13 protein-coding genes are annotated in these 15,905 nt (G+C 61.7%); 6 read left to right on the top strand and 7 right to left on the bottom strand.

Going from position 1 to position 15,905, the window contains the following annotated elements:
* Window positions 1–9: 9 nt before the first annotated feature.
* Window positions 10–1,665 (top strand): MFS transporter, encoded by a 1,656-nt coding sequence (locus ACU680_RS24190; protein WP_448180712.1) that lies wholly within the window; start codon window positions 10–12, stop codon window positions 1,663–1,665.
* A complete protein-coding gene (locus ACU680_RS24185) occupies window positions 1,662–2,804 on the top strand; it encodes an HlyD family secretion protein (RefSeq protein ID WP_448180711.1) in 1,143 nt (380 codons plus the stop codon). The genes ACU680_RS24190 and ACU680_RS24185 overlap by 4 nt, the downstream gene beginning before the upstream one ends.
* Window positions 2,805–2,914: 110 nt before the next feature.
* Here the strand turns inward: ACU680_RS24185 and copD are convergent, their stop codons facing one another.
* Together copD and copC are read right to left on the bottom strand one after the other, a co-directional pair.
* Window positions 2,915–3,772 carry a copper homeostasis membrane protein CopD gene (gene copD, locus ACU680_RS24180; protein ID WP_448180710.1) on the bottom strand — a complete coding sequence of 286 codons (858 nt, stop codon included), beginning with the start codon at window positions 3,770–3,772 and terminating at the stop codon, window positions 2,915–2,917.
* A 3-nt stretch (window positions 3,773–3,775) separates the two neighbouring features.
* Entirely contained in the window at window positions 3,776–4,138 is a 363-nt protein-coding gene (gene copC, locus ACU680_RS24175; protein ID WP_448180709.1) for a copper homeostasis periplasmic binding protein CopC, read from the bottom strand.
* 138 nt (window positions 4,139–4,276) lie between these two features.
* Here copC and ACU680_RS24170 point away from each other — a divergent pair, with 138 nt between their 5' ends.
* Window positions 4,277–4,897 carry a TetR/AcrR family transcriptional regulator gene (locus ACU680_RS24170; RefSeq protein WP_096795914.1) on the top strand — a complete coding sequence of 207 codons (621 nt, stop codon included), beginning with the start codon at window positions 4,277–4,279 and terminating at the stop codon, window positions 4,895–4,897.
* Between the two features lie 278 nt (window positions 4,898–5,175).
* Here the strand turns inward: ACU680_RS24170 and preA are convergent, their stop codons facing one another.
* From preA to hydA, 3 genes are all read right to left on the bottom strand, one after another.
* Window positions 5,176–6,450, bottom strand: a complete 1,275-nt coding sequence (preA, locus tag ACU680_RS24165; RefSeq protein ID WP_448180708.1) for an NAD-dependent dihydropyrimidine dehydrogenase subunit PreA — start codon at window positions 6,448–6,450, stop codon at window positions 5,176–5,178.
* Complete coding sequence (locus tag ACU680_RS24160; RefSeq protein WP_448180707.1) at window positions 6,451–7,818, bottom strand: NAD(P)-dependent oxidoreductase; 1,368 nt, start codon at window positions 7,816–7,818, stop codon at window positions 6,451–6,453.
* Between the two features lie 207 nt (window positions 7,819–8,025).
* Window positions 8,026–9,465: a dihydropyrimidinase gene (hydA, locus tag ACU680_RS24155; RefSeq protein ID WP_448180706.1), complete on the bottom strand. Its 1,440-nt coding sequence runs from the start codon at window positions 9,463–9,465 to the stop codon at window positions 8,026–8,028.
* Between the two features lie 622 nt (window positions 9,466–10,087).
* Here hydA and ACU680_RS24150 point away from each other — a divergent pair.
* From ACU680_RS24150 to ACU680_RS24140, 3 genes are all read left to right on the top strand, one after another.
* On the top strand, window positions 10,088–11,572 hold the full coding sequence (locus ACU680_RS24150) for an NCS1 family nucleobase:cation symporter-1 (RefSeq protein ID WP_400764613.1): 1,485 nt from the start codon (window positions 10,088–10,090) through the stop codon (window positions 11,570–11,572).
* A gap of 154 nt (window positions 11,573–11,726) precedes the next feature.
* Window positions 11,727–13,010, top strand: a complete 1,284-nt coding sequence (locus ACU680_RS24145) for a Zn-dependent hydrolase (protein ID WP_448180705.1) — start codon at window positions 11,727–11,729, stop codon at window positions 13,008–13,010.
* Between the two features lie 140 nt (window positions 13,011–13,150).
* Window positions 13,151–14,065 (top strand): DHH family phosphoesterase, encoded by a 915-nt coding sequence (locus tag ACU680_RS24140; RefSeq protein WP_448180704.1) that lies wholly within the window; start codon window positions 13,151–13,153, stop codon window positions 14,063–14,065.
* 8 nt (window positions 14,066–14,073) lie between these two features.
* Here ACU680_RS24140 and ACU680_RS24135 read toward each other — a convergent pair whose 3' ends face one another.
* Entirely contained in the window at window positions 14,074–14,283 is a 210-nt protein-coding gene (locus ACU680_RS24135) for a hypothetical protein (RefSeq protein WP_007965250.1), read from the bottom strand.
* Window positions 14,284–14,504: 221 nt separating this feature from the next.
* A complete protein-coding gene (locus ACU680_RS24130) occupies window positions 14,505–15,893 on the bottom strand; it encodes an amidohydrolase family protein (protein WP_448180703.1) in 1,389 nt (462 codons plus the stop codon).
* Between the last annotated feature and the right edge of the window lie 12 nt (window positions 15,894–15,905).

Below are 15,905 nucleotides of genomic sequence, written 5' to 3'. Positions count from 1 at the left end.
GGCCTCTCAATGGATCGATACGCCCCGCGCAACTGGCAGCCGCACGAGAAGCCCAGTCTGCCCGGTTCCCCCTCGACGCCGCTGCATTCCAACCGCAAGCGCCTGGCCTATGCGCTGGTCGGGCTGCTGGTGGCGGTGACCGGCGGTCTGGGTAACTCGCTGGTGGTCGCCAACCTGCCTTATCTGCAAGGCGCGCTCGGCGCGACCACGGCGGAGATGGCCTGGCTGCCGGCCGCGTACGTGATGACCAACGTGTCGATGAACCTGCTGCTGGTGAAGTTTCGCCAGCAGTTCGGCCTGCGCGCGTTCACCGAAGTGTTTCTGGTGCTGTATGCGCTGGTGACCTTCGGTCATCTGTTCGTCAACGATCTGAACTCGGCCATTGCGGTGCGGGCGGCGCACGGCATGGTGGGCGCGGCGTTGAGTTCGTTGGGCCTGTATTACATGATCCAGGCGTTCCCGGCCAAGTGGCGGCTCAAGGCACTGGTGCTGGGTCTGGGCGCCTCGCAACTGGCCCTGCCGCTGGCGCGACTGTTCTCCGAAGACTTGCTGCAGATTGCCGAATGGCGCGGCTTGTACCTGTTCGAACTGGGCATGGCCTTGCTGTCGCTGGGCTGCGTTTTGATGCTCAAGTTGCCGCCCGGTGACCGTTTCAAAACCTTCGAACCGCTGGACTTTCTCACCTTCGCCATCCTCGCCAGCGGCGTGGCGCTGCTCTGCGCGGTGTTGTCGCTGGGGCGCATCGACTGGTGGCTGGAGGCGAACTGGATCGGCTACGCGCTGGCCGCCTCGATCGCGTTGATCCTCGCCGGCCTGGCGATCGAGCACAATCGCAGCAACCCGATGCTGATGACCCGCTGGCTCGGCAGCGGCACGATGATCCGTCTGGCGCTGGCGGTGACCCTGATTCGCATGGTCACTTCGGAGCAATCCACCGGCGCCGTCGGTTTTATGCAGAACCTCAACATGGGTTATGAGCAGTTGCACAGCCTGTATGTGGTGATGCTGATCGGCAGCGTCGCGGGGCTGGCGACCAGCGCCCTGACCATCGACCCCAAGCACCTGCTGATGCCGCTGATCATCTCGCTGGCGCTGATGGCCACCGGTTCGGTGATGGACAGTTTTTCCAACAACCTGACCCGTCCGCAAAACCTGTACTTCAGTCAGTTTCTGCTGGCCTTCGGCAGCACGTTTTTCCTCGGCCCGACCATGGTGTTCGGCACCCGCAACGTGCTGACCAATCCGCGCAATCTGGTGAGTTTTTCGGTGCTGTTCGGGATCTGCAACAACCTCGGCGGCCTACTTGGCGCGGCGTTGCTGGGCACGTTCCAGATCGTGCGCGAGAAATTCCATTCCAGTCATCTGGTCGAGCACCTGACGCTGTCCGATCCGCTGGTGGCAGCGCGGGTGCAGAGCGGCGGTTCGGCCTATGGCTCCTTGCTGGCCGACCCGAGCCTGCGCAATCTGGCCGGGATTCGCAGCCTGTCCAACGCGGCCACTCGCGAAGCCAACGTGCTGGCCTATAACGATGTATTCATGCTGATCGCCGTGATTGCGGTGCTGACCATGATCTGGCTGTCCATTCGTGCGCTGTGGCTGATGAGCACCACCAAAGCCGTCGACCCAGCGCCTTCCGTACCTCCTAGCGGTGCCTCCCATTCATGACCGAACCGACCACCACAACCACCAATGCCATCGCCGCCACCCCGGAAGGCGTGGCACCGCCGCCCTCGCCGAACACCGAGCCGCGTTCGCTGCGGGTGCGCATCATCTCGTCGCTGGGTTTTGCCGCGATTGCCATCGTCGGCGTGCTGATCGTGCTCTACGCCTGGCAGTTGCCGCCGTTCAGCAGCGCGGTCGAAACCACCGAAAACGCCCTGGTGCGCGGCCAGGTGACGATCATCGGCCCGCAGCTCAGCGGTTACGTGTTCGAAGTGCCGGTGCAGGACTTCCAGTATGTGAAAACCGGCGACTTGCTGGTGCGACTGGATGACCGGATTTATCAGCAGCGCCTCGATCAGTCGCTGGCGCAACTGGCGGTGCAGAAAGCCGCGCTGGCCAACGTGGTGCAGCAACGCAACAGCGCCGAAGCGACGATCAAGTTGCGTCAGGCCGTGGTGGCCGACAGCGAGGCGCAGTTGCGTAAAAGCGAGGCGGACCTGCGCCGTAACAAGGAGCTGGTGAGTGACGGCTCGGTGTCGAAACGCGAGATGGACGTAGCGCTCGCGGCCAATGCACAGAGCATTGCAGCGGTGGCGCAGGCCAAGGCCAATCTGGAAATCGCCCGGCAGGACCTGCAGACGGTGATCGTCAATCGCGGTTCGCTGGAAGCCGCGGTTGCCAGCGCTGAAGCGGCGGTGCAACTGGCGCGGATCGACTTGTCGAACACCCGCATCGTCGCCCCGCGTGACGGCCAGCTCGGGCAGATCGGCGTGCGCCTGGGCGCCTACGTCAACTCCGGTGCGCAACTCATGGCGTTGGTGCCGAACCAGAAATGGGTGATCGCCAACATGAAGGAAACCCAGATGGACAACGTGCGGGTCGGGCAGCCGGTGCGCTTCACCGTCGATGCGCTGAACCACCGCAAGTTCACCGGCCACGTGCAGCACATCTCGCCGGGTACCGGCTCGGAATTCGCCCTGTTGCAGGCCGACAACGCCACCGGCAACTTCGTGAAAATCGCTCAGCGCGTACCGGTGCGAATCACCATTGATGAGGGGCAGCAGGAAGAGGAACGCTTGCGCCCGGGGATGTCGGTGGTGGTCAGCATCGACACCGCAGCGGGTGACACACAACAGCATTGAGCAACACAAAACCCTGTGGGAGCTGGCTTGCCAGCGATGACGTCGGTACATCCGAAATATCAGTCCCTGACACACCGCCATCGCTGGCAAGCCAGCTCCCACAGGGGGCTTCAGGCAGCAATCATCGGCGGCAGGGTACCGAGCAGGGAAACGGCCGCCACAGCGCCCATCCCCAACAACCACTCCAGCACCACACTGCGTTTGAGCGCGCCCATGCGCTGCTGGCAATCATCAATTCGCAAGCGGTTGAACAGCGCCAAGCCAAGCATCCCCAGCACCAGCAGCGCCTTGATCAGCAGGATCAACGCAAACCCGCTGAACAGTGGCGTCGGCCACCATTGCCCGGTCAACACGCGCACATTGATCAGCCCGGTGATCAGCAACCCGCCAACAAGCGCATAACCGACGCCGCTGAAACGCTGCAGGATTGTGCCCATCGCTTCACCCGGCTGGCGCAGGATCAACACCAGCAGCAACAGCCCGCCGAGCCACGCCGCCACGCATGTCAGATGAACGATCTGATTGAGAATCAGCAGTTGCCCGCTGAGCCCATCGAGCATCGCGCCGTGACCCACTGGCGCCAGGGTCGCCAGGAGCAGCGCACTCAAGCCCAGGCGCAACGCCAGGTTCGAGCGCCACGGCGTGAACAGCAACGCCAGCAACAGCGCGTTGATCAGCAGATGCCAACGCCAGACCTGACCGAAAAACGTATTGCCCAGCACCACGCCAATCGTGTCCGGATCGAACGCTGCCGCCGCCGAACCGGCCATGCTCGCGGTGATCAACAGCGCCCAGGTAATGCCGCTGACCAAGGCAATCGCCGTCAGCAAGCGCGTCAGTCCTGCCAGATGCCGATCCAGTGTCGGCACTGGCGTCTTGAGCAGCAGCGGCCGGAACAGCCAAGCGCCGAACAGCATCAACACCGCGCTGAAATGCACAAAGCGGCACAGCACCAGCGCTTCACTCATGAATTACTGGCCAACCTTGAACTGGTAGGCGCCTTCGCTCTTGTGTGTGTCGACCGACACCGCGTGCCATTCGACTTTGTACTCGCCGGCACCCAGAGGTGCGGCCGGGGTGACGATCAGGATTTTCTTGTCGCCTTCGGTGGTCAGCGGTTTGATCGCGACCGGGGCGCCGTCGTGGGTCAGGCTGACTTTGGTGAAACTGGCTTCGACGCCTTCAGAAAAGGTCAGGCGCAGATCGGCCGGCGCGGCGACGGTGCTGTCGGCGGCCGGGGTCGCGCTTTTCAGGTGGGCGTGGGCGAAAACCGAAGATGCGACGAACAGCGAAGCGAGCAGGGCAGTGGTGGTCAGGACGTTCTTGAACAGCATCGCGGATACCTCTGAGGCAGGACAAAGAAACGCCAGTTTAGCCATGCGCCGACCTTCATACGAAGTTTTGTTTGCAACGGTCGCCCGCGCCCCAGAGCGGATGCTAGTCTTGGGCAACGCTGTTGTCAGGGAGCCCTCATGGGCAATCACAAGATCGAGATCCGTCGCAGTAACGTCGAGAAAATCCTGCTGGCGGCGGAAAAAGTCTTCGCCGAAAAAGGCTTCGGCGGCACCGCCATGGCCGACATCGCTGCCGAAGTGCAACTGCCGCGTTCCAACCTGCATTACTACTTTTCGACCAAGAGCGAGCTGTACAGCGCGGTGCTGTTCGACCTGCTGGAAGTGTGGAAGCAGGACGCGCTGTGCTTCGAGATGTTCGATGACCCGCGGGTGGTGCTCAGCAGCTACATCCGCGCCAAGATGAACCACTCGCGCAGCCGGCCGCACGGCTCGAAAGTCTGGGCCAACGAGATCATCCACGGCGCACCGACCCTCGGTGAGGCGCTGGATCTGAGCCTGTACGACTGGGCGAAAATGAAGGAAGCGAAGATCCGCCAGTGGGTCGAGGACAAGCGGATTCTGCCGGTGGAGCCGTCGAGCCTGCTGTACATGATCTGGGCCTCGACCCAGCATTACGCCGACTTCGATCATCAGGTAAATATTCTGAACGAACACCAGCCGCTGTCTGACATGCAGTTCGAGCGGGCGGTGCAGACGGTGACCAGTGTGATTTTGCGCGGGATCGGGTTGGAGCCCTGAAGCAAGAGCTGACCCTCACCCCAACCCTCTCCCGGAGGGAGAGGGGGCCGACCGAGGTGTATTTAGAGGTACATCGACCTGAAAGACCGGGTCGATTATGGATTCAGAGCGCAGCTCTTGCAGCTTCGGTTATGGATTCACAGCGGAGTTCTATCTGTTTCGGTGATGGATTCAACGCAAGACTTTCACGTCGGTGCAGTTCGTCAATATCCCCCGGTCGGTTCCCTCTCCCAGGGGGAGAGGGCTAGGGTGAGGGGGCTGTTGGATCAGCAGGCAATCTAGACGGCAACGTGGTAAGGATTCCTCGGATCATGATTCCAGTCCAGAAACGGCTTGCCCGTCTCCATCGGCACCATTTCGATACAGTCCGCCACCGGGCAGGTGATCTGGCACAGATTGCAGCCCACGCACTCATCATCGATCACTTCATATTTATGCGTGCCGTCGGCCTGCTTCAGGCTGCTGATCGCCTGGTGTGAAGTGTCTTCGCAAGCAATGTGGCAACGTCCGCAACCGATGCACGCCGCCTGATCGATTTTCGCGATCACCTGGTAGTTGATGTCGAGGTACTTCCAGTCGGTGGTATTGCCCACCGCGCGCCCAGAAAATTCGGCGATATTGGCGTAGCCCTGACTGTCCATCCAGCGCGACAGGCCGTCCTTCATCTCCTCGACAATGCGAAAGCCATGCAGCATCGCCGCCGTGCACACCTGCACCGCGCCGCTGCCCAGCGCCATGAACTCCGCTGCATCCCGCCAACTGCCGATGCCGCCAATGCCGCAGATCGGCAGGCCCTGGGTCTGCGGATCACGGGCGATTTCGGCGACCATGTTCAGCGCAATCGGCTTGACCGCCGAACCGCAGTAACCGCCGTGGGTGCTTTTGCTGCCGACGGTGGGCAGGGCGACCATGTGTTCCAGATCGACGCTGGTGATCGAATTGATGGTGTTGATCAGCGACACCGCATCGGCGCCACCGCGATGGGCGGCGCGGGCGGCGACGCGGATGTCGGTGATGTTCGGTGTCAGCTTGACGATTACCGGCAGTGAGCAATAGGTCTTGCACCACCGAGTGACCTGCTCGACATACTCCGGCACCTGACCGACCGCCGCGCCCATGCCGCGCTCGGGCATGCCGTGCGGGCAACCGAAATTCAGCTCGATGCCATCGGCACCGGTGGCTTCCACCAGCGGCAGGATGTGTTTCCACGACTCCTCGACGCACGGCACCATCAGCGAGACGATCAGCGCGCGGTCCGGCCAGTCCTTCTTCACCTGGGTAATTTCGCGCAGGTTGATTTCCAGCGAGCGGTCGGTGATCAGCTCGATGTTGTTGATGCCCAGTACTTCGCGGTTGCTGCCGTAATGCGCCGAGTAGCGCGACGAGACGTTGACCGCTGCCGGGTCCTCACCGAGGGTTTTCCAGACCACGCCACCCCAGCCGGCCTCGAAGGCACGGACCACGTTGTAGGCCTTGTCGGTCGGCGGCGCGGAGGCCAGCCAGAACGGATTGGGGGCTTTGATACCGGCGAAGACAATCGAGAGATCGGCCATTTACGCAGCCTCCACGTTGAGCATCAGTTGTGCGTTGATCGCCTCGGCGGCGAGTTTGCCGTGCTGTACGGCTTGCACGGTGAGGTCCTGATCAAGGCTGGTGCAGTCGCCACCGGCATACACGCCGGGAATGCTGGTGCGCAGGTTGTCATCGACCTGAATCCGTTCGCCTTCGCGCTTGAGTTCGCGCGCCAGCGGGTCGGCGAGGGCGCTGCTGTCGAAGGCCTGGCCGATGGCTTTGAAGATCGCGTCGGCGGCCAGTTCGAAGGTCTCGCCAGTGGTTTGCAGGCGACCGTCGACCAGTTGCGTGCGGGCGAAATGCATGCCGCGCACCTTGCCTTGCGCGTCGAGCAGCACTTCCTCCGGTTGCGCCCAGGTCAGCAGGCGCACCTGATTGGCCTTGGCGATGTCTTGTTCGTGACCGGTGGCGCCCATGTCCGCCGCGCCACGGCGATACACCAGATTCACGTCACGCGCTCCCAGGCGGGCCATTTGCACGGCCATGTCGATCGCGGTGTTGCCGGCGCCGAGGACGATGCAGCGCTCAGCCAGTGGCAGTTGCGTGAGGTCATCGGCCTGGCGCAGTTCGCGGATGTAGTCGGTGGCGGCGAGCAGGCCGGGGGCGTCTTCGTGGGGCAGACCGAGCTGTTTGCTGGCATTCAGGCCGAGGCCGAGGAACACGGCGTCGAACTGCTGATGCAGTTCGCTGAGGGTCAGATTCTCGCCGAGTTTCTGCCCATGACGGATTTCGATACCACCGATCTGCAAAAGGAAATCCAGCTCTTTCTGCGCGTAGTCGTCGACCAGTTTGTACTTGGCGATCCCGTATTCATTAAGGCCGCCAGCCTTCTCCCGTGCTTCGAAAATCACCACGTCATGCCCGTGCATGGCACTGCGGTGGGCGCAGGACAAACCCGCCGGCCCGGCACCGACCACGGCGATGCGTTTGCCGGTAGCGGCGGCGCGCTGGAACGGGTGCTCGGTGAAGTGCGCGTTGTCCACGGCGTAGCGCTGCAGCAGGCCGATCAGCACCGGCGCGCATTCCTGGGCGTTGTTGCGCACGCAGGCTTGCTGGCAGAGGATTTCCGTCGGGCAGACCCGCGCACAACTGCCGCCGAGGATGTTCGCCGAAAGGATTTTCTGCGCCGCACCGGGCACGTTGTCCTGATGGATATTGCGGATGAACGACGGAATATCGATCTCGCTGGGGCACGCGTTGACGCATGGCGCGTCGTAGCAATACAGGCAGCGCGAGGCTTCCAGATGCGCCTGCCGGGCGTTGAGCGGTGGCGCCAGATCAGTGAAATGACCGGCGAGGGCGGCCGCGCTTTCGTGCGGATGCGGGAGATGGTTCAGGGTCTCGATCACGGTTTTTTGCCTCACGGTTATTGAGGTTCTCTGCCTCTGATGGGCAGTGGTTTTCGTCATGTCCTGTGGCGAGGGAGCTTGCTCCCGCTGGACTGCGCAGCAGGCCCAAAACCATTCACTCCTGGGTATCAGGATGAGCGCATTGCCTGGTTTTGGGGCGGCTTCGCCACCCAGCGGGAGCAAGCTCCCTCGCCACAGGGAATCGGATCAGCGTTTAACCGCTGTGGGCTTATGCAACTCAGCCCGCTTGCTCAGCAAATCAAACACCGCCGGATACGCCGGCCGTTCGATATAGCGCCCGGCCCCGCGCTCAGCGCGCAGGTCGCCGTCGGCCCAGACCACTTTGCCCTGGCTGACGGTATGGCTCGGCACGCCGCGCACGGTCTTGCCTTCGAAGATGTTGAAGTCCACCTGCTGATGGTGGGTCTTGGCGGAAATGGTGCGGGTGCCTTGCGGGTCCCACAGCACCAGGTCGGCATCGGCGCCGACGCGGATCGCGCCTTTGCGCGGATAGAGGTTGAAGATTTTCGCGGTATTGGTTGAGGTGAGGGCGACGAAGTCCTGCATCGACAAACGTCCGCTGTTGACCCCTTCATCCCACAACACCGCCATGCGGTCTTCGATGCCGGCGGTGCCGTTGGGGATCTTGCTGAAATCGTCGCGCCCGGTGGCTTTTTGCTCCGCGCAGAAGCAGCAATGGTCGGTGGCGGTGGTGTGCAGATTGCCGCTTTGCAGGCCGCGCCAAAGCGCTTCCTGATGCCCGCGCGGGCGGAACGGCGGGCTCATCACGTAACCGGCGGCGGTCTGCCAGTCCGGGTGCTGGTAGACGCTGTCGTCGAGCAGCAGGTGCCCGGCGAGTACCTCGCCGTACACCGGTTGACCCTTGCTGCGGGCGTAGGTGATTTCGTCCAGCGCTTCCTTGGTCGAAACATGCACCAGGTACAACGGTGTGCCGATGGTCTCGGCAATGCGAATGGCCCGGCTCGCCGCTTCGCCTTCCACTTGCGAGGGCCGCGACAGCGGGTGCGCTTCCGGCCCGGTGATGCCCTGGGCCATCAACTTGCGTTGCAGGTGATACACCAGTTCGCCGTTTTCTGCGTGCACGGTCGGCACGGCGCCGAGTTCCAGGCAGCGCTCGAAACTCGCCACCAGCGTGTCGTCGGCGGCCATGATCGCGTTCTTGTAGGCCATGAAATGCTTGAAGCTGTTGATTCCGTGATGGCTGACCAGCTCAGCCATTTCCTCGCACACCTGCTCGCTCCACCAGGTGATCGCGACGTGAAAGCCATAGTCCGATGCCGACTTCTCGGCCCAGCCGCGCCACTGGTGAAATGCTTCCATCAGTGACTGCTGCGGATTGGGAATCACGAAGTCGATGATCGACGTGGTGCCGCCGGCCAGACCTGCGGCGGTGCCGCTGTAAAAGTCTTCGCTGGCCACGGTGCCCATGAACGGGAGTTGCATGTGGGTGTGTGGATCGATGCCGCCGGGCATCAGATATTGGCCTCTGCCGTCGAGCACTTCGGCACCGGCGGGAATATCCAGGTTTTCACCGATGGCTTTGATCACGCCGTCGGCGCAATAGACGTCGGCGCGATAACTTTCATCATGGGTAACAACGGTGGCGCCACGGATCAACAGAGACATTCTGAGTTCCTCGCAGGCATGACCGACTTGTGTCGGTTCTAAATGTTTTATTAATGGACAACGCTGATCGGCGTATTCCTGTCAGCGCTGTCAGGAATAGAAGCTAGTCGCAGTTTTGCAATTGATCAAGATTATTTTTTATAAGCTTATGTCTGTTTTAACTGTATGAAAAATAACGATAAAAACTGCAAATCACCAAAATGGTGAGGCCGTTCACCATTTTGACGCACTTGACAGGATGGAAATATGAGCAAGATTTCCTATGTGAAATCAGCCGCTTGAAATTGAGCTGCGGTTGATCGCCCGTGATGAAAAAAGTGCAGTGCACCAGATTGAGTCCTGAAAGTTCGAGCAACTTGGCAAACGTTTAGCCTGAGCGTGCAGACAAGTTTTCGCGGACTCTTGTGGTGAATAATTAAAACCGTGAATTATCAGAAAGTTGCAATGCGTTTGTAGCACTGCCTGAGCGTCAGACGGAGTACCCGGCACGTTTATTGATGCCGCCGCTGTCACCTTGGCCGGTGCAAGAAAGTTGTCAGTTCCTCCGGCCATCGTCCGGCTCGCACCTGGTGTGCAGTCGCCTGATGAGCAAAAAAATAATCAGAAGAACAGTGGAGCGGCCATGCAACAGAACAGATCGCAAGTGACCGAGCGCGACGGCTTGTTCGAACTCGAAGCCGGCAGCGACGTCCTCGACAGTCCCCGTTACAACCACGACATGGCACCGACCAAGGTGCGCGAACGAACCTGGAACAAATGGCACATCACCGCGCTCTGGGTCGGCATGTCGGTGTGCGTGCCGACGTACACCCTCGGCGGCGTGCTCACTGCGTATTTCGGCCTGACCGTCGGTGAAGCGCTGATGGCGATTCTGCTGGCTAACGTCATCGTGTTGATCCCGTTGACCCTCAACGCTTTCCCCGGCACCAAGTACGGCATTCCGTTCCCGGTGCTGCTGCGCTCGTCATTCGGCGTGCTTGGCTCCAACGTGCCGTGCCTGATTCGTGCGCTGGTAGCGTGCGGCTGGTTTGGCATCCAGACCATGTTCGGCGGTTTGGCGATTCACCTGTTTCTCGGCTCGATCTTCGAGGGCTGGAAATCCCTTGGCGGCACGGGGGAGGTGATCGGTTTCATGATCTTCTGGTCGCTGAACCTGTGGGTGGTGATCCGTGGCGCCGAGTCGATCAAATGGCTGGAAACCCTGTCTGCGCCGTTGCTGGTGGCGGTCGGCATCGGCCTGCTGGTGTGGGCGATGCCCAATGTGTCGATGACCGAGTTGCTGGCGATTCCGCCCAAGCGTCCTGAAGGCGCCAGCGTGGTCAGTTACTTCGCCGCCGGGCTGACGGCGATGGTCGGCTTCTGGGCCACGCTGTCGCTGAACATTCCCGATTTCAGCCGCTACGCCAAGAGCCAGAAAGACCAGATCCTCGGGCAGATTTTCGGCCTGCCGCTGACCATGTTTCTGTTCGCTTCGCTGGGGGTGGTAATGACCGCCGCTTCGGTGAAACTGGTTGGCGTGACCGTGTCGGATCCGGTCAGCCTGATCGGCCATATCCAGAGTCCGCTGTGGGTCGCGGTAGCCATGGCACTGATCATCATCGCCACGCTGTCGACCAACACCGCGGCGAACATTGTCTCTCCGACCAACGACTTTCAGAACATCGCGCCCAAGGTGATCAACCGCACCAAAGCGGTGTTGCTCACCGGCTTCGTCGGGCTGGCGTTGATGGCCCACGAGCTGCTGAAAAAGCTCGGGCTGATCGTCTCCGATGTCAGCCTGGAAACCGTGTATTCCAACTGGCTGCTGGGCTATTCGAGCCTGCTGGGGCCGATCGCCGGGATCATGGTGGTGGACTATTTCCTGATCAAGAAGCAGCAACTGGACCTGGCCGGGCTGTACCGCGACGACGTCTATCCGGCGTGGAACTGGGCCGGGTTTACCGCGTTTGGCGTGCCGGTGGTGCTGACCCTGCTGTCGCTGGGTAGCGATGCGTTCAGCTGGTTTTACAGCTATGGCTGGTTTACCGGTTCGGCGCTGGGCGGGGTGATTTATTACGGGTTGTGCGTGATGCGGGCGCAGCCTTCGGTTGTGAAAACAGCGGTGTAAATGAGGGCCTCATCGCTGGCAAGCCAGCTCCCACAAGGACCAAGTCGTACACAAACCATGAGTTCACTCAAATCCTGTGGGAGCTGGCTTGCCAGCGATGGCGGCCTGGAAAACACCACAGAAATACCATAAGAAACTGCCTGAGGAGATCAACATGAACGCAGCCGTAGACGTTCTGCAATCCACCCATCAGCACATCAACCGCGACCGCCTCTGGGCCTCGCTCATGGAACTGGCCAAGCTCGGTGCCACGGTCAAGGGCGGGGTCTGTCGCCTGGCCCTGACCGACCTCGATCGTCAGGCCCGTGACCTGTTCGTGCAGTGGTGCAAGGACGCCGGATGCAGCGTCACGGTGGATGAAGTCGGCAACATCTTCGCCCGTCGTCCGGGGCGCAATCCGAACCTGCCGCCGGTGATGACCGGCAGCCACATCGACACCCAGCCCACTGGCGGCAAGTTCGACGGCTGCTTTGGCGTGCTCGCCGGGGTCGAAGTGCTGCGCACCCTCAATGACCTCGGCGTGGAAACCGAAGCGCCACTGGAAGTGGTGGTCTGGACCAACGAAGAAGGCTCGCGCTTTGCCCCGTGCATGATGGGTTCCGGGGTGTTCGCGGAGAAATTCACCCTCGAGGAAACCCTAGCCAAGGTCGATGCCGACGGGGTCACGGTTGGCGAAGCGCTGAACGCCATCGGCTATGCCGGGTCACGCAAAGTCAGCGGGCATAAAGTCGGTGCCTATTTCGAAGCGCACATCGAACAAGGCCCGATCCTCGAAGACGAACAGAAAACCATCGGCGTGGTCCTCGGCGCCCTCGGGCAAAAGTGGTTCGACCTGAAACTGCGCGGCGTCGAAGCCCACGCCGGGCCAACGCCGATGCACCTGCGCAAGGACGCGCTGGTCGGCGCCTCGGTCATCGTTGGCGCGGTCAACCGCGCCGCCCTCGGCCATCAACCCCACGCCTGCGGCACCGTCGGTTGCCTGCAGGCCTATCCGGGTTCGCGCAACGTCATTCCCGGCGAAGTGCGCATGACCCTCGACTTCCGCCATCTGCAACCGGAGCGCCTGGATTCGATGATCAGCGAGGTGAAACAAGTCATCGAGGCGACCTGCGAAGAACACGGCCTGACCTATGAACTGACCCCGACCGCAGACTTTCCGCCGCTGTACTTTGAAAAGGGCTGCGTCGAGGCGGTACGCGGCGCGGCGCAAGGCCTCGGCCTGTCGCACATGGACATCGTCAGCGGCGCCGGCCACGACGCCATCTTCCTCGCCGAACTTGGCCCGGCGGGAATGATTTTCGTGCCGTGCGAAGGCGGCATCAGCCACAACGAAATCGAGAACGCCGCGCCGGATGATCTGGCGGCCGGGTGTGCGGTGTTGTTGCGGGCGATGCTCGCGGCTTCGGCGATGGTGGCCGCCGGTAAAGCCGCGGCCTGAAGATCAAAAGATCGTCTGATCGCGGCCCGAGCCTGCGGCAGCTCCTACAGTTGGATTGCATTCAACCTGTAGGAGCTGCCGAAGGCTGCGATCTTTTTATGTCACCCCAATGTCATGGAAATGTGCGACGTTTGCGCCCCATGAAAATCATCACCTCCGGCGCGTCCTATCTGGACATCGACGCCTACGCCTGCTGTGTCGCTTACGCAGAGTTGCTCAACCTGCAAGGCATTTCCGCCCGTGCCGTCAGCAGTGCCAGACCCAACGGCAGCGTGTCGCCGACCGTTCTGAGCTGGGGTGCCGAGTTTCACCGCTACTCTCCACAAGCAAACGACGAATTCGTGCTGGTCGATGTGTCCGACTATCAGCACCTTGACCCGCTGGTGGTGCTCGACCAAGTGGTGGAGGTCATCGACCATCATCCCGGTTTTGAACGGTACTGGGTTGAACGACTGGGTTGCGCCGCCGATATTCGCCCGATCGGCGCAGCGGCGACGCAGGTTTTTCGGCGCTGGCAAAGCGCCGGCCTGCTACCGCGAATCAGCGTGCACAGCGCGGCATTGCTGGCCACGGCGATTCTCGACAACACGCTCAACTTCAGCGGACAGATGACCACCGAACTGGATATCGAGGCTTATGAAATATTGGCGCCGCGGGCGAATCTGCCGGCGAATTGGCCCGAGCAGTATTTCCTCGAATGTCAGGCCGCCATCGAAGCAGACCTGCAGGCAGCGTTAGCGGCGGATCTGAAGCGATTCAATCCGGACAGCAACCTGCCGCAGGTTTTCGCCCAGATGACCGTATGGGATGCCGATGCCCTGATTGAAAAACAGCATGTCGAGATCAGCCGCTGGATGGCCGGGCAGGGCGATGACTGGTTGCTGAACGTCATCAGCATCCGTGACGGCAAGAGTTGTTTGCTGGCTGAGCCGCTGCTCAGCCAGCAGAAGCTGGATCGGTTGGTGCCGCTGCGATGGCAGGCGGGCATGGCGCTTGTGAAACCGTCGATGCTGCGCAAGGAACTGCTGCAGTTGGGGCTTAACCTCCTGCTCTGACGCGGTGCTCAACCGGGTCGGTCATTCTTGCCCGCAATGCCCTGGCGTCTGTCAGGGCCGTTGGGGTTGCCCACATCCAGCAACCGCCGTTCGACCAAAACATTCTCCAGCGCCTGACGCTCGACTGGCGCCATTTGGTGTTCGCGCTTTTTCAGCTCCAGCAGAATCGGGCTGGACCAGGTGCGATAAGTCTGTTCGATGTTGCGACGCGACGTCATCAGTCTCTCCTTGATCAAGAGCCCGGTATAGCTGGCAGGGGCTCAATCCGATGAGGGGGTAACCTTAGTCGAGAATCCCGGAAGTCGCGAATGCAGCACTCTTTTGTGGGAGCTGGCTTGCCAGCGATAGCGGTGGATCAGTCACCGCTGCATTCACTGAACGTCCGCCATCGCTGGCAAGCCAGCTCCCACAGGGTTTTGCATTGCATGCGGATCCGCGGTCAATCGTCGATATTCATCATCGCCTGCACTCCTTCCCACGCTTCGGCGCGCATCCGTTCGATATCCAGCCCCGGAATCACGCCGTTGTCGACCACGATCCGGCCGCCCACCAGACTGTATTTCACCGTGATCGGTTCCCCCGCGACCACCGGGGCAACTGCGCGATCGTGGAAACCGAAGAACCGTGGATGATCAAGGCTGTAGATCACCAGATCCGCCGTTTGGCCGACTTCCAGCGTTCCTACCGCGCCCAACCCCAACACCTGTGCACCGCCCGCCGTGCCCCAGTGGATCACGTCTTCGGCGGTGGTCGCCGAGGCGCCTTGTTCGGCGCGGTGGATCAGCCATGCGGTGTTAGCTTCGCCGACCATGCTTCCGGATTCGTTGGACGCGACGCCGTCGACGCCGAGGGAAATCGGCACGCCGGCCTCGTACATTTGCGGAATCGGTGCGACGCCGCTGCCCAAACGGGCGTTGCTCACCGGGCAATGCGAGACGCCGGTGCCGGTCTGGGCGAGCATGCGGATTTCGCCGGGTTGCAGGTGCACGGCGTGGGCGAACCAGACGTCGGGTCCGAGCCATTCGTGTTCGGCGACGAACTCCACCGGCAGGCAGTTGTATTTCTCGCGGCAGAAATTCACGTAGTTCTGCGTTTCCGACAGGTGCGTGTGCAGACGCAAACCGAGGCCGCGGGCGGTGTGCGCCAGTTCGCGCAGCAGGGTCGGCGGCAGCGAAAAGGTCGGCGTGGTGGGCGCGACGACGACCCGGCGCAGGGCGTCCGGGGTGTCCTGGTGATACAGCGACTTCAGCCTCTCGATATCACCGACCATTTGCTCGAGGCTTTCCGGTTGCAGCGCGGTTTTCGAGAAGCCCGGGTGCGCACTGGCCGACTCCAGTGCGCCACCGCGACAGAGCACGAAACGCAGGCCGAATTCATCGGCCAGATCGAACAGCAGATCCCCGGTCTCGGTGGTGCCGTGGGCGTGATAGAGGTAGTGATGATCGGCGCAGGTGGTGACGCCGGACAGCAGCAACTCGACCATGCCCAGGCGGGCGGCGATCCGCGCCAGTTGCGGGGTAAAGCGGTTCAAGCGCGGGTAGGGCACGCTCGCCAGCCAGCCTTGCAGATCCTGATTCATGCCTTCGGGCACGGCTTTGAGCAGGTTCTGGAACAGGTGATGGTGGGTGTTGATCCAGCCCGGATAGACCACGCAGTTGCGCGCATCGATCACCCGCTCGCCGGGTTGCGGCTCAAGGTTGGCGGCGATTTCGGCGATGCGTCCGTTGACCACGCGAATGTCCGTCGCCCCGGCGCGGGCACGCGGGCCGCGCAGGCCGGTCATCACCGCCACGGGGTTTTTGATCAGGATGTTTTGAAGTTGAGTCATGGGCAGGCTCCA

This window comes from Pseudomonas sp. LF020, assembly GCF_053456425.1.
The sequence above is the reverse complement of the archived record's forward strand: the minus strand, read 5'-3'. Positions and strand labels throughout refer to the sequence as shown.